This window comes from Micromonospora wenchangensis (genome assembly GCF_002210435.1).
GTDB classification, from domain to species: domain Bacteria; phylum Actinomycetota; class Actinomycetes; order Mycobacteriales; family Micromonosporaceae; genus Micromonospora; species Micromonospora wenchangensis.
Map to the genome: position 1 here is coordinate 52,139 of NZ_MZMV01000034.1, position 25,278 is coordinate 77,416.

A 25,278-nucleotide genomic window follows, 5' to 3' on the forward strand; every position below is an offset into this window, starting at 1 on the left:
CCCGACGTGTTTTGGACTACCGTCCACGCAGCGACGAGGCTGCCCCGGCACCGCGCCGACCCACGGATCCCCATCGTCGCGCGCATCCCGTTGGTACGAAAGATCGGAGCGCCCTTCCCATGGCCACCACCGCGCTGGTCGACCCTGAAACGGGCCTGACCCAGGCGCAGCTGGCCGCTCGGCACGGACTCCGGGTCGCCGGTGAGCGCCCGTCCCTGACCGAGTACAGCCGCAGACTGTGGGCCTACCGGCACTTCACCGCCGCGTACGCCAACGCCAAACTGGTCGCTTCGTACAGCAACGCCAAGCTGGGCCAGATCTGGCAGGTGCTCACCCCGCTGACCAACGCCGCCGTCTACTACCTGATCTTCGGCGTGGTGCTCGGGCAGAACACCATCCCGAACTTCATCGCGTACCTGACCACCGGGTTGTTCATCTTCAACTTCACCCAGAGCGCGGTGCTGGCCGGCACCCAGTCGATCAGCGGCAACCTGGGGCTGATTCGGGCGCTGCACTTCCCCCGGGCCTGCCTGCCGCTGGCCGCCACGCTCACCCAGTTCCAGCAACTGCTGGCCTCGATGATCGTGCTGGTCGGCATCGTCCTGGTGACCGGCGAGCCGATCACCCTGGCCTGGCTGATGCTGCCCCCGGCGCTGCTGCTCCAGGCGCTGTTCAACGCCGGGGTCGTGATGGTGGTCGCCCGGATGGGCTCCAAGGCCAGCGACCTCAAGCAGGTCATGCCGTTCATCCTGCGCACCTGGATGTACGGCTCCGGCGTGCTCTACAGCGTCAAGCTGTTCGACCGGCTGCCCGAGTGGGCCTCGACGGTCATCCAGTTCAACCCGATCCTGGTCTACATCGAGCTGGCCCGGTACGCCCTGCTGGAGCAGGCGCCGCTGCTCAACGAGTCGGTGACCCAACTCTGGCTGGTGGCGGTCGGCTGGGCGGTGCTGGGCGGCATCGCCGGGTACGTCTACTTCTGGCGCGGCGAACAGGAGTACGGCCGTGGATGACCGGTACGAGACGTCCAACGACGTCACCGTGACCCTGCCCCGGATCGTCGAGCGGATCCCCACCGTGGTGGTCGACGACGCGCACGTGATCTACCGGGTGCACAAGGGCGCCGGGGGCGGGACCACACCGGTGGCCGCGCTGCGCCGGCTGGTCAAGCGCTCCTCCGCGCCCAACATCCAGGAGGTGCACGCGGTCAAGGGGGTGTCGTTCACCGCCTACCGGGGTGAGGCGATCGGCCTGATCGGCAGCAACGGCTCCGGCAAGTCGACCCTGCTGCGCACCATCGCGGGGCTGCTCCCGGTCAACCGGGGCGCGGTCTACACCCAGGGCCAGCCCTCCCTGCTCGGGGTGAACGCCGCCCTGCTCAACGACCTGTCGGGTGAGCGTAACGTCACGCTGGGCTGCCTGGCGATGGGCATGCAGCCCGACGACGTGGCCCGGATGACCCCGGAGATCATCGAGTTCTCCGGGATCAACCAGCGCGGCGACTTCGCCAGCCTGCCGATGCGGACGTACTCCTCGGGCATGGCGGCCCGGCTGCGGTTCTCCATCGCCGCCGCCAAGAAGCACGACGTGCTGCTGATCGACGAGGCGCTCGCCACCGGCGACAAGGGCTTCCGCAAGCGCAGCGAGCAGCGGGTGCGGGAACTGCGCGAGGGGGCCGGCACGGTCTTCCTGGTCAGCCACCAGCTCTCCTCCGTGCGGGACACCTGCGAACGGACGATCTGGTTGGAGTCGGGGCTGATCCGGATGGACGGGCCCACCGACGAGGTGATCCGGGCGTACGAGGCATTCGCCAACGGCAAGTAGTATTCCGGGCGCGCGTACCGCGTCGGTTCGACGCCCGGCGGACCGCGTCGTCCCGTTGGGGCGGCGCGGTCCGCGCGTTAAGGTTCATCCCGTCGCCACGCTGGCGCAATCTTCCGTTCAGGGTGACCCCCGGGACGCGTGCAGACATCCCCCGAGAGTGAGGATCGGCAATGACGCAGGACCACACCACTGGCCCGGACGCCACACCGGAGACCCCGGCACCGTGGCGGCCCTCGCGGACGGTGGCGGTGGTGCTGGCCGGAGGCACCGGGACCCGGCTGGGCCTGGGCATCCCGAAGCAGTTGCTGAAGATCGCCGGCAAGCCGATCATCGAGCACACCCTGGCCGTCTTCGAGGCCGCCCCGGAGATCGACGAGATCATCGTGCTGATGGCCACCGGCCACGTCGCCGAGGCGCAGCAGATCGTCGACAAGGCCGGCTTCCGCAAGGTCAGCAAGGTCATCTCCGGCGGCGACACCCGCAACGCCACCACCCGGATCGCCCTGGACGCGGTCGGCGACGGTGACGTCAACATCCTCTTCCACGACGCGGTCCGCCCGCTGGTCAGCGCCCGGATCGTCCGCGAGTGCGTGAACGCGCTGTGGACCTACTCCGCCGTCGACGTGGCCATCCCCTCGGCCGACACGATCATCCAGGTCGACGAGGACGAGTGCATCACCGACATCCCGGTCCGGTCCCGGCTGCGCCGGGGGCAGACCCCGCAGGCGTTCCGCTCGGGCACCATCCGGGAGGCGTACCGGCGGGCCGAGGGCGACCCGGACTTCGCCGCCACCGACGACTGCGGCGTGGTGCTGCGCTACCTGCCCGGCACCCCGATCAAGGTGATCGACGGGTCGGACGAGAACATCAAGGTCACCCACCCGGTCGACGTGCACCTCGCCGACAAGCTGTTCCAGCTCGCCGCCGCCCAGGCCCCCCGGCTGTCGCACCGCAGCTACACCGAGGAGCTGGCCGGGCGGACGATCGTCATCTTCGGCGGCAGCTACGGCATCGGGCACGACCTGGCCGAGCTGGCCCGCGGCTACGGCGCGCAGGTCTTCCCGTTCAGCCGCTCCAGCACCGGCACCCACGTCGAGCAGACCGGCGACGTCGAGGCCGCGCTGAAGACCGCCTTCGAGGCCACCGGCCGGATCGACCACGTGGTGGTCACCGCCGGCATCCTGGAGAAGGGCGCGCTGGCCGAGATGGACGAGGAGACCATGGACCGGGTGCTCCAGGTCAACTTCGTCGGGCCGGTGATCGCCGCCCGGCAGTCCCTGCCGTACCTGCAGCAGACCAAGGGGCAACTGCTGCTCTACACGTCCAGCTCGTACACCCGGGGCCGGGCCCAGTACGCGCTCTACTCGTCGACGAAGGCGGCGCTGGTCAACCTGACCCAGGCGCTGTCCGACGAGTGGGCCGAGTACGGCGTCCGGGTCAACTGCATCAACCCGGAGCGGACCGCCACCCCGATGCGTACCAAGGCGTTCGGCGAGGAGCCGGAGCACACCCTGCTGGCCGCCGAGACGGTCGCCCAGTCCTCGCTCGACGTGCTGATCTCCGACCTGACCGGCCAGGTGATCGACGTCCGGCGGGCCCCCGGCGAGGTGGCCCCGGTGCCGGCCCAGCCGACCGCGGCCGAGCAGGACCGGCTGCCCAGCGGCGTCGACGCCGGCTGACCCGACCCCCGGAGACGTACGACATGCGTGGTGACCTGGTCAGGAAACTGATCGCACGGTGCCTGACCACCGGCCTGGCCGTGCTCGCCTTCCTGGTGGTGGCGCTCACCGGCGCGACCGGCTGGGGCCTGGCCCTGGCGGTGGCCGCGCTGGCCGCCGCCGGCTACGAACGCCGGGTCCGCCCCGACGCCGACATCGTCGCCGAGACGGTGCTGCTGGCCGCCGGCATCCTGGTCGGTCACGCCCGCCGGCTCGACGACGGGTTCGACCCGGTGCTGGCGCTCACCGCGCTGGTGCTGCTGGGTCTGGTGCTGCTGGTGGGGCCGCTGCGCGACGCCGGCAACCTGGAGATCCGGGCGGCGAACCTGCCGGTGCGGGCGTGGACCCCGCTGGTCGCCGCCCGCCTCGGCGGCGTACTGCTGGGGCTGCTCGCGGTGGTCGCGGTGGCCGCCGCCCTCGCCCTGCCCGCCTGGGTCGCGCTGGCCGTCGTGCTGGTGGTGGCGGCCGGCTGCGGCGCGGTCGGCCTGGACCTGGCCCGGCGGCGGTTCCGGCCGTCGGGCGGGGGCGGCCCGGTGACCCGGGCGCTGCGCGCGCACCAGCCGGAGTTCCTGCTCTATTTCTCCGCCCCGCCCGGCTCGGAGTACCAGGTCACCATGTGGCTGCCCTACCTGGAGCGGCTCGGCCGGCCGTTCCTGGTGCTGCTGCGGGAGCCGGAGTTCCTGCCCACGATCGCCGCCGCGACGAGCGCCCCGGTGGTCTACTGCCCCACCCTCAAGGCGATGGACGAGGCGCTGGTGCCCAGCCTGCGGGTGGCGTTCTACGTCAACCACGGGGCGAAGAACAGCCACTGCATCCGGTTCACCCAGCTCACCCACGTGCAACTGCACCACGGCGACAGCGACAAGGCCCCCAGCGCCAACCCGGTCTCGGCCATCTTCGACAAGATCTTCGTGGCCGGTCAGGCGGCGATCGAGCGGTACGCGCGGGCCGGCGTGGACATCCCCGCCGAGAAGTTCGTCGTGGTCGGCCGTCCACAGGTCGAGGCCATCGAGGTACGCCGGGAGGCCCGCCCGCCGGCCGCCCCGACCGTGCTCTACACCCCCACCTGGACCGGCCACCACGCCGACGCCAACTACTGCTCGCTGCCGGTGGCCGAGCCGCTGCTGCGCCGGCTGCTCGACCGGGGAGCCACGGTGATCCTGCGGGCCCACCCGTACACCGGGCAGAACCCGGCCTCGGCCCGGCAGTTGGCCCGGCTCACCGAACTGCTCGCCGCCGACCGGGCCCGTACCGGCCGGCAGCACCTGTGGGGTGCGGCGGCCAGCCGTGAGCTGACCCTGACCGACTGCGTCAACCGCTCCGACGCGCTGGTCTCCGACGTCTCCGGGGTCATCTCCGACTACCTCTACTCGGGCAAGCCGTACGCGGTGACCGACCTGGGTGTCGACGGCGACGAGTTCCTGACCCGGTTCCCGCTGGCCCGCTCCGGTTACGTGCTGCGCCGGGACATGGCCAACCTCGACGAGGTGCTGACCGGGCTGCTGGACACCGACCCGCTGGCGGCGGCCCGCTGGGACACCCGCCGCCGCTACCTGGGCGACTTCCCCGCCGACGCGTACGCCGACGGTTTCCTCGACGCCGCCCGCCGGGAGCTGGAGCCGGGCTGGACTCCGCCGACGCCCCGGGCCGCCACGGTCCTCTCCCCCCGGGCCTGAGCCGGCGGTGGCCGACGCCTGTTGGGCCGATGTTGCGGTATCCGAGTCCGCTGACACCGCTGTATCGGCCCCATACGAGCACCGCCCCGGCCACCCGTGGTCGGGGCGGCCGGGGCGGGTGGGGTGGATCGGTCAGGCGGAGTAGCCCCGGGTGGCGATCCAGTTCGCCAGGGTGGTCACGCTGACCCAGTAGGCCGGCAGGGACGGGTCGGCCGAGTCGGCGATCCGCACGGTACGGCCGTTGTCCCGGTAGCCCACGGCGGCGACGTAGTGGCCGCCGGGGAAGGAGTGCCAGCCGCCGTCGAGGTCGGTGGCGTCCCCGGCCACGTTCGCGACCACGGCCCGCTGGTCGGTGACCGCCGCGACCACGTCGGCCCGCAGCCGCTCGATCTGCGCGTCGCTCGGGGTGCCGGCGAACATCCGGGTCCGGTACGGGTCGCCCTTGACCACGGCGTTCAGCACCCGGGTGGTGTCCTCGGCCGAGTTGGTGCCCATCTCGGTGGTGCCCAACTGGGCGGCGAGGTCGTCCTGGCCGCGCTCGATGCCGGCCGCGCTGAGCGCGTTGCGCACCGCCGCCGGGCCGCAGTAGTAGTAGGTGATCTGGGCCTGGTAGTCGTAGCGCAGGACCTTCGACGACGGGGGCTTCGGGGCCGCCTTGCGGGTCAGGTCCGGGTCGGCGGTGGCGCGGACCTTGGCCCGGGTGACCCGCGGCGACGGGGTGGGGCTCGCCGACGGGCTGGTCGAGGGGGTGGCCGACGGGCTGGCCGGGGCGGGGGTGGCCACCCGGGCCTGGGCGCGGCTGGCGACGTCGTCGAGGCGGGGGGCGGTCTCGGCCACGGCGGTGGCGCGCTGGTCGGTCGGGGCGTCGTCGACCCCGGCGGCCAGGGCGGTGCCACCGGCGGCCAGGACGAGGACCGCCGCCGAGCCGACGACCATCCGGTACGGGCGCTGGACGCCCAGTCGGCGGAGCTGACGATTCATGTGGTGCTTCACGGGGTGTTCCTCCACGGGGCGAGGCGGCCGGGCACGCCGGACCGGCACGCGGCGGGTACGCCACGCGCGGATCGGGTGTTCAGCCGCTCGTTCGGCAGGGACCGCCCGACGGGAGCCGGACGGATCGGCGGGTCGCCCGACCGGGGTCGGGCGGCGGGGTGGACGGCCGGGTCAGCGCGTCAGGCGCGACGGTCCGGCGGCACCCCGGCACCGAGGTGGAGGGACCACCGAGGGGGTGGGGTCATGCTGCACGAGGATGGAACTCCTTCCGCTGCCGCCGACCGGGTTAGCTGACGGATTCGGGCGGGAAGATCGCCCTACCCCGGGCCGTGGCCCGGAGATTCACCCCAGGTGGTGCATGTGGGTCCCCGGTTCGTGACTCGCACGATTGAGCGGGTCGGTGCGGCGTCGCCTCCTGCGATCGGAAACCGCACCGGACCGCAGCGACACTACTGGTCACCCTTCCCTCCCGCCAAGCCCTGTGAGCTGCGTAAACATCGTCGGGTCGGCTTCTTTGCGGGGCACTCGGGCAGCGCGGGCCAGCCCCGGGGACGAAGCGTCGTCGGACCCCGGCATGGCGACAACCGGACGACCCGGCCGCAACCCCCGATGATCATCGAAGTCGATGTGACCGCCTGTGACCGCCTGTCCGATTCCCCCGGCCGTGACGCCCCCCACACCGGAGCTGGATAACAATTCGACCCCCGAGACCCCCGGCCGCGCGGCTCCGGGGTCCAGCATCCGCAACGGGGCCGAAGTCGTGGAGTCAACGCGGGGTGGACACCGCCATTTGCGCGTCGTTGTGTCGATCATCCCGGGGCCGGGACAGGCCGGCCGAGGCAGGCCGAGGCAAGGCAGGCCGGGCCGGGACAGGCCGGGCCGGGACAGGCCGGCCCGGGAGCGGCGGTCCCGGGGTGGTCAGCCGACCCGGGCCGGGTGCCAGCGGGTGGCACGCGTCGGGAGGGTCGCCGCCGACGCCGCGGTGCGGGGCCGCGGGACCCGGTCCGGCCGCACCCGCTGGGTGGCCGCGTACGCCTCGGCGGCCAGGGAGCGGGCGGCCTCGGCGGCCAGCTCGGCGTCCCGCCACGCGACGCGTTCCCGCCAGGCCGCCGCCCGGTACGCCGCACGCCGGTCCTCCCGCACCGCCCGCGCGAGCATCACCTCGTGCTCGACCGGGTGCCGGCGCGGGTCCCAGCCGTCGCGGTGCGCGAAGACGTCCCGCAGCCGCTCCACCGACAACTCGCCCCGCCAGTGCGCCGCCACCGCCTCCTGGTGCAGCCACCGCTCCCGGCCCGCGTACTCGGCGGGTGTCCGGGGGGTACGCGGGCTGGGCAGCGCCCCCGCGCCGACGAACCGGCGGGCGGTCGTCTCGGCCTCGTCGTACGCCTGCCAGGCCCGTTCCAGGGTGTCCTGGGCGGCCAGCCAGGCGGCCCGGTGACGGCGGGCGGTCTGGGCGGCCCCGGCGGCGGCGACGGCCACCTCCCCGGCGTAGCGGCGCAGGTCGGCGACCGGGGGTGGGGCGTCCGGCGGCGGCACGACGGGGGTCACCTCGGTCGCCTGGTCCCGTTCGGGGCGGGCGACCAGGACGGCGAGGCCGGTCAGCGCGAGGACGAGCAGCAGGGACCAGATCGCGGTGGCGGTCGGCACCCCGATCAGGAACTGGGAGAGCACGGTGTTCACGGGTCGACACCTCGCGGGCGGATGTGGCGGGTCGGGGCCGTACCGGGGCGGGACCGTTGCGGGCAACGTCCGCCCGGGGCGGTACGGGGACGAGGTCGTGGTGGTGGCGGGCGGGTGGCCCCCGCTGGGGCGGGTTCAGCCCGCCGGGGGCGCCCGGGGCCCGGCGGCGGCGGGCACCCGACCGCCAGGTGTCACCAGGGTGGCGGCCGGAAGCTCCCGTGCCGGACCGGCCGGCACGGCGGGCACGCCGGCGTCGACCCGGTCGGTCGCCACCACGTCGACCCGCTCGGTCGCCCGGCCGTCGGAGCGGATGCCGTCACCCCGGCCGAACGGGGTGTCGAGGGCCACGGCGGTGGGGAAGGAGTGCGACGCGTCGGCCGAGAGGGCACCGGGGGCCGGATCGAACAGCGCGGGGCCGGTCGGCGCGGGGCCGGCGGCGGCGAACGCGAGGGCGACCGCGAGCCCGGCGAGCAGCCGGGACATCCCGCGCGCGACCCACCACAGCGGACTGGTGAGCGCGACCGGGAACACGTGACCACGCTACCGAAGGGGCCACCGGCCCGCAGCACCGCCGGGCGTGTCGCCGCGCCGGGCACACGGAGGAGCAGGTCACCGGGGTTCTGGGCCGCCAGAGCCGGGGCGTGTCCAGGATGGAGGGACGCTGCGCGGCCGACCTGCCGGGGCAGGAGCCGGGCCGTGCCGGCGGGACCGGGGAGACGGGTCGTGCCGGTGGGTCAGTGGGGGTCGCGCGGCCCGGCGTACTCGACGGGGCGGCCGTCGCGCGGCCCGTCACCGGCCCCCCTCGGCCCGGGGACGACGCCGCCGGAGGTGGCGGCAGCGCCGGAATCGGCAGCGGGAGCATCGGAGGCGGCAACGCCGGGCACCGGGGCATCGGCGTCGGAGGGGGCAGCAGCAGAGGTGGCGGCCGGGTTGCGGCGGCGGGGGGCGAGGCGGCGCATCATCGGGGTCTCCACGAAGCGGTGCAGTGCGGCGGCCAGCGCCAGGTTCAGCACCAGGAAGCCGAGCACGGCCAGCGGCCCCGACCAGCCGGGCAGCCCCACGCCCCAGTGCCCGGTGAGCCGCAGCACGGTCATCATCACCAGCACGTGCACCAGGTAGAAGGCGAACGACACCTCGCCGAGCCAGATCAGGGTGCGGTGCCGCCACGGGGACCGGCGGCCCTGCACGTCCGCGCGGGCCGCCGCCGGGATGACCAGGATGTACGCCACCGACAGCAGCGCCGCCCACATCTCGGCCGGGATCCAGTGCGCCGCCACCCAGACGACCACGAAGAGCAGGCTGGCCAGGGGCAGCCCGGGGCCCCGCCAGTGACCACGGCGCAGCAGCTCGGCGGCGGCGACGCCCAGCCAGAACTCGGTGGAGCGGACCAGCGGGAAGACCTGGGTGAACCACCAGTTGCTGCCCTCGGGCAGCAGTTGCTGGCCGGGCCAGAGCGCCAGGATCACCAGCGGCACCGCCACCACCACGGCCCACAGCACACCGGAGTGGGCCCGCCGGATGGCCGGCAGCGCCAGCGGCAGGCAGAGGTAGAAGAACAGCTCGCAGGAGAGCGACCAGCTTACGTTGTTGATGCTGTAGAAGTAGCCGGGGGTGGGGTCCCACGCCTGGACGAGGAACAGGTTCTCCAGGGCGGCGCGCGGCACCACCGGGTCGGCGAACCACCACATCACCAGCAGCGCCGCCGCCCAGGTCAGCACGTGGTTGGGAAAGATCTTGGCGAGCCGGCGACGCCAGAAGTCCCGCCGCCGGTCGCCGTCGCGGGCCGACCAGACCAGCACGAAGCCACTGAGGATGAAGAAGAACTGCACCCCGGACAGGCCCAGGGTGAACAGCCAGTCGACCACCGCCCTGGCGTCGGGCTGGGTGACGATCCGCATGGTGCCGACGTGGTAGCCGAAGACCAGCATGGCGGCGATCCAGCGCAGCCCGGTCAGCGACGGGAGCCGGTTCAGCGCCGGGGGCGCGGTGGTGGGCACGCTGGTCACCCGGGGCACCCTACCGGCACGCCCCGTCGTCGGCGACGGACCGGGGGTGGTGCGGATGTGCGGAAGGTGTACGAAATCCCTCCACTGCCCTAACATCGCGGGACCTGTCGGTGTCGGCGTACCCGTGGGTCAGATCGGCGGCCGGCGGAGGCTCCCGGCGAACGAGGAACGGAGCGAAGTGGTGCACCAACGGATCCTGATGCGGGCGAAGAAGGACCCGTTCGACGTACGCGGCCCGGAGGAGGCGTACGAGGGGAACTGGATCGGGGAGAACAACGGCAACCTGGTCTTCAGTCACGCCGCCCACAAGCTGCTGCGCACCTCCACCGCGCGGATCACGTCGACCGAGTTCAAGGTCGACCTGCGCGACGCCGACCGGATCAACGAGCAGTACGACGTGTACGTCATCCCGCTCGCCAACGCGTTCCGGCGCAGCTACGCCCACCGCATCGAGCTGATGACGAAGCTGGTCGAGCGGCTGCGCATCCCGGTGGTGGTGTTCGGGGTGGGCGTACAGACCGACATCCACGGCGACCGGGAGTACCTGCGTCCGATCGACGACGTGGTCAGCCGGTTCGTCCGGGCGGCGCTGGAGCGGGGGCCGAGCATCGGCGTACGCGGGGAGATCACCGCGCAGTACCTGAACACGCTGGGCTTCTCCGCCGTCGACGTGATCGGCTGCCCGTCGATGTTCCTGCACGGCGACCAGCTCCGGGTGGAGAAGTCCGCGCCGGCCCTGAGCACCGACGCCCGGGTGGCGCTGACCGTCTCCCCGTACGTCAAGTCGATGGCGAAGATCATCGCCTCGCACCAGGCCCGCTACCCCAACCTGCGCTACCTGCCGCAGGACCTCAAGACGCTGGGCACCCTGCTCTACGGCGACGCGCCGCAGGACCGGGGCAAGACCAGCGCCATCCCGATCCACACCTCGCACCCGCTGTTCACGCAGGACAAGGTGCGGATGTTCCTCGACCCGTGGACCTGGATGGACTACCTCGCCGGGTTCGACTTCGCCTTCGGCACCCGCATCCACGGCACCATCACCGCGCTGGTCGCCGGCACCCCCGGCTACCTGTTCGCGCACGACTCGCGCACCCTGGAACTGGCCCGCTACTTCGACATCCCGCACCGGCTGATGCCTGACGTGCCGGCCGACGTGGACGCCGCGCAGCTCTACGCCGAGGCCGACTACACCGGCCTGAACACCGGGCACCGGGCCCGCTACGAGGTGATGCGCGCCTTCCTCGCCCGGCACGACCTGGGCAACGCGTTCGACGACGGCGACAGCGCGGCCCGCTTCGACGCGCAGGTCCGCGAGACGGTGTTCCCGCCGGCGGTCCGGCCCGCCTCGGCCAGTTCACCCGAGGAACTGCTGGCCCGCATCCAGTGGCTGCGCGACCGCAACGCGGCGCTCGGCGACGACGTACGGGAACTGCGTGACCAGCGGCTTCGGGCCCGGGTGCGGCGCGCGGTCCCCGCACCGGTACGGCGGATGCTGAACCGTTAACCTGCCGCTCGGCCGCTGTTCAGCAGCTCCATCTCCACCGGATACGTCACGTTCCGTGGCCGTCCATACCCGTGCACCAGGGTGGCGGGGTGGTCAACCAGCCCGCGCCCACCCCGCTGCTCAGCGTCGTCGTCCCGGTCCACGGGGTGGAGGCGTACCTGCACCAGTGCCTCGACTCGGTGCGCACGGACGTGCCGGCCGACGCGACGGGCGCGGTCGAGATCGTCGCCGTCGACGACGCCTCGCCGGACCGGTGCGGGGAGCTGCTGCGCGCGTACGCGGCAGAGCATCCGGGCGTACGCACGGTGCACCTGACCCGCAACGTCGGGTTGGGTCCGGCCCGCAACGCCGGTCTGGACGTGGCGACCGGCGAGTACGTGTGGTTCGTCGACAGCGACGACTGGCTGCCGCCGGGCACGGTCCCGGCGGTGCTGGACCGGCTCCGGGCGCACCGCCCCGACGTGCTGATGCTCGACCACCTGCGGGTACGCGACGACGGCCGGCGCGAGGTGGACGCGAGCAGTCACCTGCTGCGCGGCATCCCCGGGGTGGTCCGGCTGGCCGACCGTCCGGGGCTGCTGCGGGTGCAGCACACCGCCTGGAACAAGGTGGTCCGCCGGGAGTACCTGCACGCGTTGGAGCTGCGCTTCCACCCCGGCTGGTACGAGGACATCCCGTTCAGCAACCCGCTGCTGATCGGCGCGGAGCGGATCTCCGTGCTGGACCGGGTCTGCTACCTGTACCGGCAGGGCCGGCAGGGCGCGATCACCTCCACCCGCAGCGGTCGCCACTTCGACGCCTTCGACCAGTACGACAGGCTGTTCGACTGGGTCGCCCGCCGGTACCCGGACGAGCGGCTGCGCGGTGAGCTGTTCGCCCTGATGGTCAACCACATGCTGGTGGTGGTCGGCAACGACGGCCGGCTGCACCCGCACCTGCGTCGGGAGTTCTTCCGCCGGGTCGCCGCGCACTACCGCCGGCACCTGCCGCCGGGCGGCTACCCCCGGCCGGGCGGGGTGGCCGGGCTCAAGCACCGGCTGGTCGGCCGGGACGACTATCTCGCGTACGCGGTGCTGCGCCAGGCGCACCGGCTGGCGGGGTGGCTGCGCCGATCGGCCGCCGCGCCGCAACCGGTGCCGCCGGTCGTCGGGCCGGCCCACGACTGCACCGCCGACCGCGACGCGCTGGCGGGTCGCGGCAGCCGGTGACCGGCCGGACCACCGTCTCGGGCGGCGGCCGGGGTACGAGCGACGAGCACAGGGAACAGGGGTCTCGGGATGACGACAGTGAAGATCGGGCCGCACCTGGTGGGGGCCGGGGAGCAGCCGTTCGTGGTGGCGGAGATGTCCGGTAACCACAACGGCGACCTGGGCCGGGCGCTGGCGATCGTGGACGCGGTGGCGGCCAGCGGGGCGCACGCGCTGAAGTTGCAGACGTACCGGCCGGACACCATCACCATCGACGTGGACACCCCGGCGTTCCGGATCTCCGGCGGGCACGAGCTGTGGGGCGGGCAGAACCTCTACCGGCTCTACGAGCGGGCCCACACCCCGTACGAGTGGCACGGGCCGATCTTCGAACGGGCCCGGGAGCGGGGGCTGACCGTGTTCTCGTCCCCGTTCGACCCGTCGGCGGTGGAGCTGCTGGAGGGGCTGGACGTCCCGGCGTACAAGATCGCCTCGTCGGAGCTGGTCGACCTGCCGCTGATCCGGTTGGTCGCGGGCACCGGCAAGCCGCTGGTCATCTCCACCGGCATGGCCACGCTCGCCGAGATCGACGCCGCGGTGCGCACCGCCCGCGACGGCGGGGCCGGCGGCATCGTGCTGTTGGCCTGCACCGCCGCCTACCCGGCCCCACCGGCCGACAGCAACCTGCGCCGGATTCCGGTGCTGGCCGACGCGTTCGGGGTGCCGGTCGGCCTGTCCGACCACACCCCCGGCATCGGGGTGCCGGTGGCCTCGGTGGCGCTGGGCGCCTGCTTCATCGAGAAGCACGTCACCCTCGACCGGGGCGACGGCGGGGTGGACTCCGACTTCTCGCTGCACCCCGACGAGTTGGCCGCCCTGGTGGTGGAGTCGGCGCGGGCGCACGCGGCGCTGGGCGGCACCGCCGTCGGGCCGACCCCGGCCGAGCGGGAGGGGTTGCGGTTCCGCCGTTCCCTGTTCGTGGTGGCCGACGTCCGGGCCGGCGACGAGGTGACCACCGCGAACGTCCGCTCGATCCGTCCGGCCGGCGGTCTGCCCCCGGTGGAGATCGACCGGGTCCTCGGCCGCACCTTCACCACCGACGTCCCCCGGGGCACCCCGCTGAGCTGGGACCTCGTCTGACACCGGCCGTCCCGCCCCGCGCGGTTGCGCGGGGCGGGGCGCGTTCAGGGGGCGAAGGCGACCGTGACCACCAGGTCGGCCAGGCGCAGGGTGCGCCAGACCGCGCGGGTGTGCGGGGGTACGGCCAGCCCGTGCCGCCGCCACCAGGCGGCCACCGGCACCTCGGCCAGCTTGCACAGGCTCTCCGCCCGGGTCCAGCGGGCCCAGAAGTCGGCCGGGCCGAAGCGTGCGGCCAACGCGGGCGGGACCTCGGCGGTGGCCCGTTCGGCGTCGATCGCCACCCGCCAGCCGGGGGCGGCCGGCCCGTACCAGCCGACGCAGCGCCCGTCGTCGAGGTGGCTGCGGGTCACCGCGTACCGCAGCTCGTCGGGGGTGCCGACACGCAGGTGCCGTTCGGCGGCACCGAGCAGCGCGGGCACCGGCCGCAGCCCGGTGTTCCCGGCCGGCCGGGCCGGGTCGGCCACCCGCAGGCCCCCCGACCCGGCCCCGAGGTCAGATCGAGGCGGCACCGTCGACCACGATGACCTGGCCGTTGATGTTGGTGTGCGCGCACAGCAACATCCGCACCACCGGGACCACCTCGGCCGGTTCGGTCAGGTGGCCGGTGGGGGTGCGACGGACGATCTGGTCGAGCTGGGTGCTGCCCAGCACGGCGGACATCTCCGAGGCGAAGAAGCCCGGTGCGACGGCGTTGACCAGCATCCGCCCGCCCAGCTCGCGGGCCAGCGAGCGGGTGGCCGCGTCCATGCCGCCCTTGGTGGCCGAGTACGCGACCAGGCCGGGGAAGCCGCGCTGGGCGCAGATCGAGGTGACGTTGACGATCCGCCCGCGCCGCCCCTGCCCGAGCATCCGCCGGGCCACCAGGCGGGTGAGCTGCAACGGCGCGGTCAGGTTGGTCTCGACGATCCGGGCGATGTCGGCGGTGGCGGTGTGCGTGTGCATCGAGTCCTGCCCGACGGCGGCGTTGTTGACCAGGCCGTCGACCGGGCCGAACCGTGCCTCGACCGCCCGGAGGAACCGCTGGGCCGCCGCGAGGTCGGTGACGTCCACCGCCCCGACGTGCACCCGGTCGGGGTACGCGTCGGCCAGCTTCTCCAGCTCGGGGGTGACGGTACGGGCGAACGCGGCCACGGTGAGGCCGGCGTCGAGCAGGTCGGTGACGATGGCCAGGCCCAGCCCCCGGGACCCGCCGGAGACGAGGACCACGGTGCTGGCGGGAACGGGCGGGGAGTCAGACATCGCTCTTCAGGGTCTCCTTGACGGGGATCTCGGTCAGCAGGCGGATGCGGCGGGGCACCGCGTACTCGGGGAGCCGGTCGGCGCACCAGCGCACCAGCGCGCCCTCGTCGGGCGGGGCCCCGGCGTCGCCCGGCGCGGTGGTGGGGACGACCTCGGCGACCACCATCCGGCCGAGCACCGGCGCGCGGCGGCCGGTGACCCGGGCCCAGGCGACCCCGGGGTGGGCGGTGAGCACGGCGCGGACCAGCCCGGCGGAGACCTTGCTGCCGCCGACGTTGATCTCGTCGGAGTCCAGCCGGCCGGTGATCACCACCCGGTCGTCGACCACCTGGGCCCGGTCACCGGTGCGGACCGGCCCGTCGAGGCCGACCCCGTGGTGCGGTGAGGTGATCACCAGTTCGTCGTCGCGCAGGGAGAGGGTGGGTCGGCCCGGGGTGACCCGGTCGAGCCAGCCGACCGGGAACCCGGCCCGCCCGTCGTGCACCACGATCGACGCGCCGACCTCGGAGGAGGCGTAGATCCAGGAGATCCGGGCGGCCGGGAACAGCTCCCGCAGGCGGTCCAGGACGGCCTGGTCGACCGGTTCGCCGCCGAGGGTGAGCTGGCGCAGCGGCACCCGGGCCAGCGCCTGCGGGTCGCGGTGCAGGGTGCGCCGCCAGAAGGTGGGGGTGCCGGAGACGGCGTCGACGCCGTGCGCGGCGGCGATCGCCGGCCAGTCGTCCAACTCGTCGGGGTCGACCACCACGAGGTGCTGACCGGGCTGGGTCAGCGACAGGGTGACCACCTGCCACCAGGCGTAGCTGCCGGGGGCGTACGGGCAGAGCCAGGTCCGTTCCGGCTGCGCCGACCGCACGGTGGTCAACGAGTCGAGGCTGTGCCCGACCCGCTTGGGCCGCCCCGTCGACCCGGAGGTGAGCAGCCAGAGCCGACCCGCCTCGGGTGCCCGGGAGACGGCCGGCGGCACGGTCTGCGGCACCCCGGCGGTGAGCACCGTGACGGCGAACCCGGCGGCACGCAACTCGTCCCGCATCGTCGCGTCGACCCGGGTGGGGGCGGCGAGCAGCAGTTCGGTGCCGTCGACGGCGTGCCGCCGGGCGACGGCGAGCGCGTCGGCGGCCCCGGCGGCGAGGACCACGCCGGGGGACGGCAGCGCCGGGACGGGCAGGTCCCGCCAACTCCGGGCCACCCCGGCGACGACGACCCGGTTGTCCAGCCCGGCCGGCGAGGTCGCGACGGTCACTGCCGCTGGAGTTCGGCGAGGAAGTCGAGGACGTCGCCGACGGTGGCGATCCGGCGCAGGCCGGGGGCGTCGAAGTTCAGCTCCTCGCCGGTGGCGTCCTCGACCCGCAGGGCGAGTTCCGAGAAGTCCAGCGACCGGAAGCCGATCTCCCGCAGGTCGGTGGAGTCGTCGTCGGGCAGCACCCGGCCCTGGTTGCGCACCACCTGCGCCATGAGGTCGCGAATCTGCGCGCGACTCAATTCGTTCATGCGCCGGAGTGTACAGCCCGACAATTATCCGGCCCCTTTACCCGGGTAGGGTCCGCAGGGGTCCACCAGATGAATACAAAGGGGTACGGGTGCTGCGCGAGGCCACGACGGACGACGTTAACCTGATGTTGTCCTGGCGTAATCAGGAAACCAACCGGCAGGTCAGCAAGACCAGTCACGAGATCACCGCCGCCGAGCACGCGGCATGGTGGTCGCGGGTGCGTACCGACCCGACCCGCCGGGTGCTGATCTATCTGCACGACGACCGGCCGGCCGGCGTGGTGACGTTCTTCGACCTGCGCCAGGACGGGCCGCAGCGCACCGCTTCCTGGGGTTTCTACCTGGACGCCGACGGGTTGGCCGGGCGGGGGGCGACGCTGCCCGCCTGGCTGGGCGTGATGCGGGCGGCGGTGGACCACGCCTTCGACGTGCTCGCGCTGGACCGGCTCGACGGCGAGGTGCTGGCCGACAACACGGTCGTACGGCAGATGAACCGACGGTTCCGGTTCGTCGAGGGCACCGGTCGACGCGAGACGCACGACGGCCGGGAAATCACCGTCGTCCCCATTTCCCTGAACCGGGACAACCGTCGTCGCCGCTGATTTCCCCGATTGTCCGGCGACCATTCACCGACTCGCCACCCCCCGTTAACTGAATTGCGCCCCGGCGGGGCGGTCACGGGCGGCCCGGCGATGGAGTCAGCTCCGCCGCCAGGCGGCCCAGTGCTGCTCCGGGTTGCCGCCGAGGCGGACGAAGCCGTACCGGGTGCCGTCCCAGTCGTCCGGCTCGCCGGGGGCCCACCTGACGAACACCACGTCGGCGTCGGCCGGCGGGTCGTCCCCGAACCACCGCACGTCGGCCCAGGTCACCTGGTGGCTGAGGTTGAACCGGAGCACCCACTGCACGCCGAGCGACGCCCAGACCCGGTCGCCGGGACGTACCCCGAGGTCGGCCACCCGGGGGGTGGGCGCGGTCGCCGCGACCACCGGCCGGACCAGCCGGGCGGTGATCACCTGCATGGTGCCGAGGTTCACCGCCACCAGCACGGCGAGCACCGGCAGCCGCCACCGGGGCAGCCGCAGGGCGGCGACCAGCAGCAGGCAGCCGGCGATCCCGACGGCCGCCCCGGTGAACGGCCGGAACTCCCGCCAGCCGCCGGTGAGCGCCATCAGGTCCGGTGCGCCGAACCCGCCGTAGCGCAACTCGTGTCCCCGGCTGGCGACCCAGGCCAGCCGGGCGGCGATCAGGGTCGCGCCGGCCAGCAGCAGGCCCACCGCGACCGCCGCCCGCCGCCACCGCTGCCGGGGCGTCGCCGTCACCAGCATCCCCACCCCGAGCAGCAGCCAGAACGGGGCGAGCATCTGCACGTACCGGCCGTAGATGGCGTCCAGCGGTTTGCCGGTGATGCCGGCCAGGATCACCGACGCGCCGGCCGCCACCCCCACGCTGGTCACCAGCGCCACCCCGACCGTCCACCGGGTCGCCCCGACCCCGTCCCCCGGGCCGGCGGCGGTCGGCGGGGACGCGGCGGGGGCGTGCCCCGGGGTCGCGGCGGGGGTGGGACGACGCAGCAGGAGGTGCACGGCACCGGCCCAGGCGACGCCGGCCAACCCGAAGGTGATGACCACCAGGTACCAGAGTTGGGTGGCGACCGCCGCGCCGACCCGCAGCAGCCCCGGCCCGGAGGCGACCGCCCGGACGGTGCCGTCGCCGGGCGGGTCGCCCAGCAGGTAGACCCGGTCGCCGAGCAGCCGGATGACCGCCTCGTTGAGCAGCGCCAACGCCAGCACCGGCAGCACCGCGGCGAGCACCTGCGCCGGGCCGGTCCGGCGCCGCAGGAACAGCAGCAGCACCAGGCCGGCGTGCACGCCCACGATCACCAGGCCCCGGGAGTGCAGCAGGTGGAACGTCCCGACCAGGGCGCCGGCCCCGGCGGCGGCCAGCGGGCCGGGGCGGCGCACCCAGTGGTGCACGGCCAGCAGCCAGGCCAGCACCAGCGGCGCGAGCACCGCGTCGATCATCGCCACCCCGGCGTAGAACACCGTCGCCGGCAGGGTGGCCGCGACCGCGGCGGCGGCCAGGGCGACCGCCTGACGTACCGGCACCAGGCGGCGCAGCAGCAGGTACGAAAGCGGCAGCACCGTCGCGTTCACCGCCGCGTTGATCAACTGCACCAGTCGGTAGCTGTCGGCGAAGTCCCGCTCCCCGAGGAACGCCGGGGAGATCAGCAGCGGGTAGCCGACCCGGCGCAACGGCCCGTTCTCGCTGCTGAAGCCGCCCGGCCCGCCGGCCAGCGCGCGGGCGGTGTGCAGGTAGCTGTCCTCGTCGGTGTGGGCGATGGGCAGCGGCACGTGCCGCGACAGCCACATCCGCCAGCCGACGCCCAGCAGCCAGCCCACCACCAGCAGCGCCGGCACCAGTCGCCGGCGAGCCGGCCGCCCGGCCGGGTCGGCGACCCGGTGTCCCACCTCGGTGACGGCCACCATGCGTCGCCTCCTGCCTCGTCGGGGCACCCGTCGGCCGGCCCGGGACGCGCGACGGTCCCGGCCCGCAGGCCGGGCCGGTGGGGGCGGTGCCCGGCCGTGGGTGTCGGACGCGCCTGCGGCGGGATGCCCACCGGCCGCGCCGGGCCACTGTAGTCAGCGGCGTAGCCGCTGGTCAGCCGGCAGCAGCCGGGTCGGCAACTGTTCGCCTGCCGGGGGGCCGGCATTCACACGACCAGCGTGGGCGGTTAACCCGGGGGCGTCGGTGCGTTAACCCGACCTGGCTAGCGTCCGTCCGGTCGCCTGGCCCGGAGCCTGCGGCGCAACCACGAGCTGGGGAGCACCAAATTGAGTGAGTTGAATGGGTCCTCCATTCTGGTCACCGGCGGTACGGGTTCCTTCGGGAAGACGTTCCTCCGGCACGTCCTGGACGTGGCCGACCCGGCCCGGGTGGTGGTGTTCTCCCGCGACGAACTCAAGCAGTACGAGCTGCGCCAGCAACTCGGCGACGACCCCCGGCTGCGCTGGTTCATCGGGGACATCCGGGACCGGCACCGGCTCACCCGGGCCATGCACGGGGTGGACCACGTGGTGCACGCCGCCGCCCTCAAGCAGGTGGACACCGCCGAGTACAACCCGTCGGAGTTCATCGCCACCAACATCACCGGTTCGCAGCACGTCGTCGACGCGGCCATCGAGGCCGGCGTCCGGAAGGTCATCGCGCTCTCCACCGACAAGGCGTCCAGCCCGATCAACCTGTACGGCGCGACCAAGCTCGTCGGCGACAAGCTGTTCGTCTCGGCCAACCACTACGCCGCCCAGCACCCCACCCGGTTCGCCGTGGTCCGCTACGGCAACGTGGTCGGCAGCCGGGGTTCGGTGGTGCCGCTGTTCCGCCGGCTCGCCGCCGAGGGCAAGAGCCTGCCGATCACCGACAAGCGGATGACCAGGTTCTGGATCACCCTGGACCAAGCCGTGCAGTTCGTGCTGGACAGCTTCGACCAGATGCAGGGCGGTGAACTGTTCGTGCCGCGCATCCCCAGCATGCGCATCCTCGACCTGGTCGAGGCGGTCGCCCCGGACGCCACCACCCACGAGATCGGCATCCGGCCCGGCGAGAAGCTGCACGAGGAGATGATCGCCCCGGACGACAGCCGCCGGACGCTGCGCGCGAAGGACCGGTTCATCGTCCAGCCGACGATCGCCACCTGGGGCTACCGGCCGCCTGTCGACTGCGAGCCGGTGCCGGACGGCTTCGCCTACCAGTCCGACGGCAACGACGAGTGGTTGAGCGTCCCGCAGCTGCGCGACATGCTCGGCATCGCCGCATGACGGCGATGCTCCCGTACGGCCGGCAGTCGGTGACCGACGACGACGTCGCCGCCGTGGTCGCCACCCTGCGCAGCGACTGGCTCACCACCGGCCCGCAGGTCGACGCGTTCGAGGCCGACCTCGCGGGCTGGACCGGCGGGGCCGGCTGCGCGGCGGTCGCCAACGGCACCGCCGCCCTGCACGTCGCCTACGCGGCGGCCGGGGTGGGACCCGGCGACGAGGTGGTGGTGCCGCCGATGACGTTCGTGGCGACCGCCAGCAGCGCGGTCGCCCTCGGCGCGCGGATCGTCTTCGCCGACGTCGAGGAGGGGACGTTCACCCTGGACCCGGCGGCGGCAGCCGCCGCGACCACCGCCCGGACGAAGGTCGTCGCCGCCGTCGACTACGCCGGCCACCCGGCCGACTACGACGCCCTGCGCACCGCCCTGACCGGCTCGGACGCGCTGCTGCTGGCCGACGCGGCGCACTCCATCGGGGCCACCTACCGGGGCCGGCCGGTCGGGTCGCTGGCCGACCTGACCACCTTCTCGTTCTTCCCCACCAAGAACCTCACCACCGCCGAGGGCGGCGCGGTCGCCACCGCCGACCCGGAGCTGCTGACCCGGGCCCGCCGGTTCCGCAACATCGGGCTGGTCCGGGACCGCGCCGAGCTGCGCGCCCCGGACGAGGGCGGCTGGCACCAGGAGGTGCACGAATTCGGGCTGAACTACCGGCTACCGGACGTGCTCTGCGCGCTGGGCCGCAGCCAGCTACGCCGGCTCGGCGACTTCCTCGCCGCCCGCGCCCGGCTGGTGGCCCGCTACGACGAGGCGCTGGCCGACCTGGACGGGGTGCTCACCCCGACCCGCCGGTCCTGGGCCGCCCCAGCCTGGCACCTCTACCCGGTCCGGGTCCTCGACGGCCGCCGCCGCGAGGTGTACGACCGGATGCGCGCCGCCGGCATCGGCGTGCAGGTCAACTACCTGCCGGTGCACTGGCACCCGGCCTTCGCCGACCTGGGCTACCGGCGCGGGTCCTGCCCGGTGGCCGAGGCGTTCTACGCCCAGCAGCTCTCGCTGCCGCTGTACCCGGGTCTCACCGACACCGACCAGGACCGGGTGATCGACGCGCTCGGCGCGGCGATGCGCGGCGTCACCGCGCCCACCGCCGCCTGACCGGGGGAACCGATGCACCACGCGAACCACTTCTACGGCCACGCCCACGTGCTGGCCCGCTACTGCGGGCTGGGCGACGGCCACCCGCCCCGGATCAACGGGTACGTCCAGCACGGCTGGAACATCGGCGACGGCCTCGCCCCCGGCCACCCGTACGCCGAGCGCACCCCCAGCCTGCTCTGGTCGGAGCAGACGCGGCGACGGGCCTGGTCGGTGGGGCGGCGCAACGTGGTGGTCACCGGCGCGCCCTTCGCGTACCTGCTCGACCTGCGCCGCGACGACCCGCCGCCGGCCGCCCGGGAGGGCACCATCTGGTACCCGTTCCACGGCTGGGAGGGTCAGCACGTCAAGGGCGACCACCGGGAGCTGATCGCCCGGATCAGGGACACCGAACCCGGCCCGGTCACCGTCTGCCTCTACTGGCACGAGTACGGCATGCGCCGGGTCCGCCGGCTCTACGAGAACGCCGGCTTCCGGGTGATCTGCCACGGCTACCGGGGGCACTGGTGGCGCGACACCGACCCGCTGTTCCTCGACAAGCAGCTCACCGAGCTGCGCCGGCACGCCCGGGTGGCGTCCAACCGGCTGACCAGCGCCATCTTCTACGGCATCGCCGCCGGCTGTGAACCGGCCGTCTACGGCGACCCGATGATCCTGGCCAAGGAGGACCCCACCTTCGGCGGCACCGCCCGCATCCGCCGGCAGTGGCCGGAGCTGCACGGCGAATCGGTGGACCTGCCGACCGCCGTCGGGATCGCCCGCGCCGAGCTGGGCACCGACCACCGCTGCACCCCCGCCGAGCTGCGTGAACTGCTCGGCTGGGCGCATCCCGCAGGAGGAACGAGTTGACCACTGGAACCACCGCCCCCGTCGTCCTGCCCGGCGGGGAGATGCTGGCCTGGTCCGACCTGCCGGAGCAGCGGCTGGCCGACGGTGGCCCGCTGGGCGCGCTGGCCGCCCGGGTCGTACCGGCCGGGGCGCGGGTGCTGCTGGCCGGGCCGCACGACCCGGCGCTGCTGGACCGCCTCGCCCACGCCAAAGTGACCTGCCTGCTGCGCAGCCACCCGGACGCGGTGGCCCTGGCCGACCGGGCCGCCCGGGTGGTCGTCGGCGGCCCGACCGGGCTCGACCCGGCCGACACGTTCGACGTGGTGGTGGCCGGGGCCGGACTGGACGCCGTCGAGTCGGTCGAGGGTGCCCGCCTGGGCTGGACGGGGGTGCTGGCCCGGCTGGCCGCCGCCCTGCGTCCCGGCGGCACGCTGCTGCTACGACTGGACAACCCGCTGGGGGTGTCCCGGCTGGTCGCCCCCACCCCCTGGTACGCCGACCGGGACGACGCGGCCTGGAGCATCGGCGGGGTGCTCGACCCCGGCCGCCCGGCCAACCGGGAGCAGCTACGCGCCCGACTCGCCGAGGTGGGGCTGACCACCGACGCCGACTACGCCGCGTACCCCGGTCCGGGTGCCCCGACGGCCCTGGTCGCCGCCGACGCCCTGGAGCGGCGGCCCACCTCGGGGCTGCTCGACGCGGTACTGCACGGCGCCTGCGCCGGTGGGTTCGCCGCCGGCCCGGTGCTCCAGGACCCGGCCCGGCTGGCGGTCGACGCGCTGCACGCCGGGCTCGGCGCGGCGCTGGCCCCCGGCTGGCTGACGCTGGCCCGCCGCCCCGGCCACGACACGTCGACAGGTCCGGCGCTGCCGGTGGTGCTGGTGCAGACCGGCCCGCCCGGCGTGGGGGTGGTCGAGGTGTCCGACCGGGCGGACGGCTGGCACTGGTCGGTCACCGGCGGCGGGGCCGACCGGACCCGGCCGGCGCCCTTCGCCAGCCGGGAGGCCGCCCACCGGGACCCGGCCGCGCTCACCGGCCCGGTTCCGCCGGGACGGCTGCTGCGCACCGTGCTGCTCGACGGCTGCCTGCGCCGCGACCTGGACGCCCTGCGCCGGCTGCTGCGCGGCTACGCGGGCTGGCTCGCCGGGCGGGCCGACCCGGACGGGCGGTTGACCGGTGCGGTCGCGCTCGCCGACCCGGACAACGTGGTCGTCGACGGGGACGCCTTCGCGGTGCTCGACCCGAGCTGGCGGGCCAGCGAGCCGCTGGCCCTCAAGGTGGCGCTGGCCCAGGGGCTGTGGCGGTTCGCGGTCACCCTGCTCACCGGCGGCTACGCCCACCCGTGGCCGTCCACCCTGGACGTCGCCGGGTTGACCGTGGTCCTCGGCGGCGTCGCCGGGCACGACCTGGACCGGGCCACCGTCGACACGGCCGTGGAGACCGAGGCGGCGGTCGCCGCCGCCCTGCGTGGGCTGGACGCCGACCGGCGGGGGACGCTCGCCACCGAGCTGCGCGCGGTCACCCCCACCGACCCGCCCGCCGGGCCGCGCAGCTACCAGCAGATGCGGGAGGCCTGGGTACGCCAGCGGGAGGAGCTGACCCGGCTCGCCGCCCTGCTGAAGTGGACCGAGGAACTGCTCACCTCGCGGGAACGGGCACTGCGCCGCGCCGACGCCACGATCAACCTGCTCAGCGGCTCGCTCAGCTACCGGGTGGGCCGGCTCGCCATCACCCCGGCCCGGCTGGCGAAGCGGGGCGCGCGGGCGGCCAAGCGGCGGGCCCGCGAGGCGCTCGGCCCGAAGCCGCAGGAGGAACAGCAGTGACGAACCCCGACGCTGAGCCGACGGGCCGGCCCGGTCACGCCGACCCCGTCGGGCCCGACGCGGCCGCACGCTCCGGCTCCGACCTGCGGATCGTCGGGATCGTGCAGGCCCGGATGGGTTCGTCGCGGCTACCCGGCAAGGTGCTGCGCCCGCTGGCCGGACGCAGCGTGCTCGGCCGGGTGGTCCGGGCCGCCCGGGACAGCGGGGTCCTCGCCGACCTGGTGGTCGCCACCAGCGTCGACCCCGTCGACGACGCGGTGGCCGCCGAGTGCGCACGGCTCGACGTGCCCGTGCACCGGGGACCGGTGGACGACGTGCTGAGCCGCTTCGTCGGCGCGCTCGACGCCCACCCCGGCGACGCCGTGATGCGGTTCACCGCCGACTGCCCGCTGCTCGACCCGGAGATCGTCACCCTGGTGGCGTCGGTCTACCGGGCCGTCCCCGGGCTCGACTACGCCAGCACCTCGATCGCCCGTACCCTGCCCCGGGGGCTGGACGTGGAGATCATCCGGGCGGACGCGCTGCGCACCCTGGACCGGCTCGCCACCGACCACCACCGGGTGCACGTCACCTCCTTCGCGTACGCCCATCCGGAGCTGTTCCGGGTGCTCGGGGTGACCCTCACCCCGGACCGGTCGGCGCTGCGGCTCACCCTCGACACCGACCAGGACTGGGCGCTGGTCAGCGCCGTCGTCGACCACTTCGGCGACGTCAGCGTGCCGCTGGCGAAACTCGCCGACTGGCTGGACGGGCGGCCCGACCTGCGTACCCTCAACTCCTCGGTACGCCAGAAGCGGCTGGAGGAGTCCTGAACCCACCACGGATCGGGCTGCGCTGCGACGCCGGCCCACACACCGGCGTCGGGCACCTGGTGCGGTGCCTGGCCCTGGGCGAGGAGTTCCTGGCCCGGGGCGCCCGGGTCGAACTGTTCGGCACGGTGCACCGGGTCGGCTGGGCCGCCGCCCACCTTGCCGCGTGCGGCATCCCGGTCCACCCCGGCCCCGACACCCCCGCCGGGCTGGTCGAGGCGGCCCGTACGCACGCCCTCGACGCGTTCGTGCTCGACTCGTACGAGCTGGACCCGGCGGGGGCCGGGGCGCTGCGGGCCGCCGGCGTGGTCACCCTGGCCGTCGTCGACGGCGACACCCGGGGTCAGGACGCCGACCTCTACCTCGACCAGAACTTCGGCGCGGACACCCC

General features: G+C 74.1%; 22 protein-coding genes, 1 pseudogene and 1 riboswitch. Of the genes and pseudogenes, 14 read left to right on the forward strand and 9 right to left on the reverse strand.

The window, feature by feature from the left end; translation table 11 throughout:
* Positions 1-119 precede the first annotated feature (119 nt).
* The 4 genes from B5D80_RS19930 to B5D80_RS19945 all read left to right on the forward strand — a co-directional run bounded on the left by B5D80_RS19930 (position 120) and on the right by B5D80_RS19945 (position 5,218).
* The gene (locus B5D80_RS19930; RefSeq protein WP_088645413.1) at positions 120-1,013 is read left to right on the forward strand and encodes an ABC transporter permease; all 894 of its coding nucleotides are present in this window, start codon (positions 120-122) and stop codon (positions 1,011-1,013) included.
* Positions 1,006-1,824: an ABC transporter ATP-binding protein gene (locus B5D80_RS19935; RefSeq protein WP_088645414.1), complete on the forward strand. Its 819-nt coding sequence runs from the start codon at positions 1,006-1,008 to the stop codon at positions 1,822-1,824. Before B5D80_RS19930 ends, B5D80_RS19935 begins: the two co-directional genes overlap by 8 nt.
* Before the next feature lie 170 nt (positions 1,825-1,994).
* Positions 1,995-3,503, forward strand: a complete 1,509-nt coding sequence (locus tag B5D80_RS19940) for a bifunctional cytidylyltransferase/SDR family oxidoreductase (protein WP_088645415.1) — start codon at positions 1,995-1,997, stop codon at positions 3,501-3,503.
* A gap of 23 nt (positions 3,504-3,526) precedes the next feature.
* A complete protein-coding gene (locus B5D80_RS19945) occupies positions 3,527-5,218 on the forward strand; it encodes a CDP-glycerol glycerophosphotransferase family protein (RefSeq protein ID WP_088645416.1) in 1,692 nt (563 codons plus the stop codon).
* A gap of 132 nt (positions 5,219-5,350) precedes the next feature.
* Here the strand turns inward: B5D80_RS19945 and B5D80_RS19950 are convergent, their stop codons facing one another.
* The 4 genes from B5D80_RS19950 to B5D80_RS19965 form a co-directional block, all read right to left on the reverse strand.
* Complete coding sequence (locus tag B5D80_RS19950) at positions 5,351-6,199, reverse strand: C39 family peptidase (protein WP_211291590.1); 849 nt, start codon at positions 6,197-6,199, stop codon at positions 5,351-5,353.
* Positions 6,200-6,471: 272 nt separating this feature from the next.
* A riboswitch (cyclic di-AMP (ydaO/yuaA leader) is annotated at positions 6,472-6,616 on the reverse strand.
* A 513-nt stretch (positions 6,617-7,129) separates the two neighbouring features.
* On the reverse strand, positions 7,130-7,891 hold the full coding sequence (locus tag B5D80_RS19955; RefSeq protein ID WP_088645418.1) for a hypothetical protein: 762 nt from the start codon (positions 7,889-7,891) through the stop codon (positions 7,130-7,132).
* 135 nt (positions 7,892-8,026) lie between these two features.
* Positions 8,027-8,422, reverse strand: a complete 396-nt coding sequence (locus B5D80_RS19960; protein WP_088645419.1) for a hypothetical protein — start codon at positions 8,420-8,422, stop codon at positions 8,027-8,029.
* 203 nt (positions 8,423-8,625) lie between these two features.
* Positions 8,626-9,897 (reverse strand): acyltransferase family protein, encoded by a 1,272-nt coding sequence (locus B5D80_RS19965; RefSeq protein ID WP_088645435.1) that lies wholly within the window; start codon positions 9,895-9,897, stop codon positions 8,626-8,628.
* 181 nt (positions 9,898-10,078) lie between these two features.
* Here B5D80_RS19965 and B5D80_RS19970 point away from each other — a divergent pair, with 181 nt between their 5' ends.
* The 3 genes from B5D80_RS19970 to pseI all read left to right on the forward strand — a co-directional run bounded on the left by B5D80_RS19970 (position 10,079) and on the right by pseI (position 13,731).
* Complete coding sequence (locus tag B5D80_RS19970) at positions 10,079-11,404, forward strand: polysaccharide pyruvyl transferase family protein (protein WP_088645436.1); 1,326 nt, start codon at positions 10,079-10,081, stop codon at positions 11,402-11,404.
* A gap of 89 nt (positions 11,405-11,493) precedes the next feature.
* Entirely contained in the window at positions 11,494-12,612 is a 1,119-nt protein-coding gene (locus B5D80_RS19975; protein ID WP_088645437.1) for a glycosyltransferase family 2 protein, read from the forward strand.
* 69 nt (positions 12,613-12,681) lie between these two features.
* Positions 12,682-13,731, forward strand: a complete 1,050-nt coding sequence (gene pseI, locus B5D80_RS19980; protein ID WP_088645420.1) for a pseudaminic acid synthase — start codon at positions 12,682-12,684, stop codon at positions 13,729-13,731.
* Between the two features lie 44 nt (positions 13,732-13,775).
* Here pseI and B5D80_RS19985 read toward each other — a convergent pair whose 3' ends face one another.
* Genes B5D80_RS19985 through B5D80_RS20000 form a run of 4 tightly spaced genes read right to left on the reverse strand, consistent with a single transcriptional unit; the run spans position 13,776 to position 16,458 of the window.
* Positions 13,776-14,240: a hypothetical protein gene (locus B5D80_RS19985; RefSeq protein ID WP_245854801.1), complete on the reverse strand. Its 465-nt coding sequence runs from the start codon at positions 14,238-14,240 to the stop codon at positions 13,776-13,778.
* A complete protein-coding gene (locus B5D80_RS19990) occupies positions 14,224-14,970 on the reverse strand; it encodes an SDR family NAD(P)-dependent oxidoreductase (protein WP_088645421.1) in 747 nt (248 codons plus the stop codon). Before B5D80_RS19990 ends, B5D80_RS19985 begins: the two co-directional genes overlap by 17 nt.
* Positions 14,963-16,210, reverse strand: a complete 1,248-nt coding sequence (locus B5D80_RS19995) for an AMP-binding protein (RefSeq protein WP_088645422.1) — start codon at positions 16,208-16,210, stop codon at positions 14,963-14,965. Before B5D80_RS19995 ends, B5D80_RS19990 begins: the two co-directional genes overlap by 8 nt.
* Positions 16,207-16,458, reverse strand: coding sequence for an acyl carrier protein (locus tag B5D80_RS20000; RefSeq protein ID WP_169733084.1), 252 nt, complete (start codon positions 16,456-16,458; stop codon positions 16,207-16,209). The genes B5D80_RS19995 and B5D80_RS20000 overlap by 4 nt, the downstream gene beginning before the upstream one ends.
* 89 nt (positions 16,459-16,547) lie before the next feature.
* Here B5D80_RS20000 and B5D80_RS20005 point away from each other — a divergent pair, with 89 nt between their 5' ends.
* Positions 16,548-17,060, forward strand: a complete 513-nt coding sequence (locus B5D80_RS20005; protein ID WP_088645424.1) for a GNAT family N-acetyltransferase — start codon at positions 16,548-16,550, stop codon at positions 17,058-17,060.
* A gap of 96 nt (positions 17,061-17,156) precedes the next feature.
* Here the strand turns inward: B5D80_RS20005 and B5D80_RS20010 are convergent, their stop codons facing one another.
* A complete protein-coding gene (locus B5D80_RS20010; protein WP_088645425.1) occupies positions 17,157-18,944 on the reverse strand; it encodes a hypothetical protein in 1,788 nt (595 codons plus the stop codon).
* A gap of 345 nt (positions 18,945-19,289) precedes the next feature.
* On the opposite strand from B5D80_RS20010, the gene pseB reads away from it, so the two are divergent.
* From pseB to B5D80_RS20040, 6 genes and pseudogenes are all read left to right on the forward strand, one after another.
* Positions 19,290-20,273 carry a UDP-N-acetylglucosamine 4,6-dehydratase (inverting) gene (pseB, locus tag B5D80_RS20015; RefSeq protein ID WP_088645426.1) on the forward strand — a complete coding sequence of 328 codons (984 nt, stop codon included), beginning with the start codon at positions 19,290-19,292 and terminating at the stop codon, positions 20,271-20,273.
* The gene (locus tag B5D80_RS20020) at positions 20,270-21,427 is read left to right on the forward strand and encodes a DegT/DnrJ/EryC1/StrS family aminotransferase (protein ID WP_088645427.1); all 1,158 of its coding nucleotides are present in this window, start codon (positions 20,270-20,272) and stop codon (positions 21,425-21,427) included. The genes pseB and B5D80_RS20020 overlap by 4 nt, the downstream gene beginning before the upstream one ends.
* A gap of 12 nt (positions 21,428-21,439) precedes the next feature.
* Positions 21,440-22,276 carry a hypothetical protein gene (locus B5D80_RS20025; RefSeq protein ID WP_088645428.1) on the forward strand — a complete coding sequence of 279 codons (837 nt, stop codon included), beginning with the start codon at positions 21,440-21,442 and terminating at the stop codon, positions 22,274-22,276.
* A gap of 41 nt (positions 22,277-22,317) precedes the next feature.
* On the forward strand, positions 22,318-24,078 hold the full coding sequence (locus tag B5D80_RS20030; RefSeq protein WP_088645439.1) for a class I SAM-dependent methyltransferase: 1,761 nt from the start codon (positions 22,318-22,320) through the stop codon (positions 24,076-24,078).
* Positions 24,079-24,161: 83 nt separating this feature from the next.
* Positions 24,162-24,890 (forward strand): cytidylyltransferase domain-containing protein, encoded by a 729-nt coding sequence (locus tag B5D80_RS20035; RefSeq protein ID WP_088645440.1) that lies wholly within the window; start codon positions 24,162-24,164, stop codon positions 24,888-24,890.
* Positions 24,887-25,278, forward strand: a pseudogene (locus B5D80_RS20040) (spore coat protein); the annotation flags it as partial. The gene B5D80_RS20035 and the pseudogene B5D80_RS20040, both read left to right, overlap by 4 nt.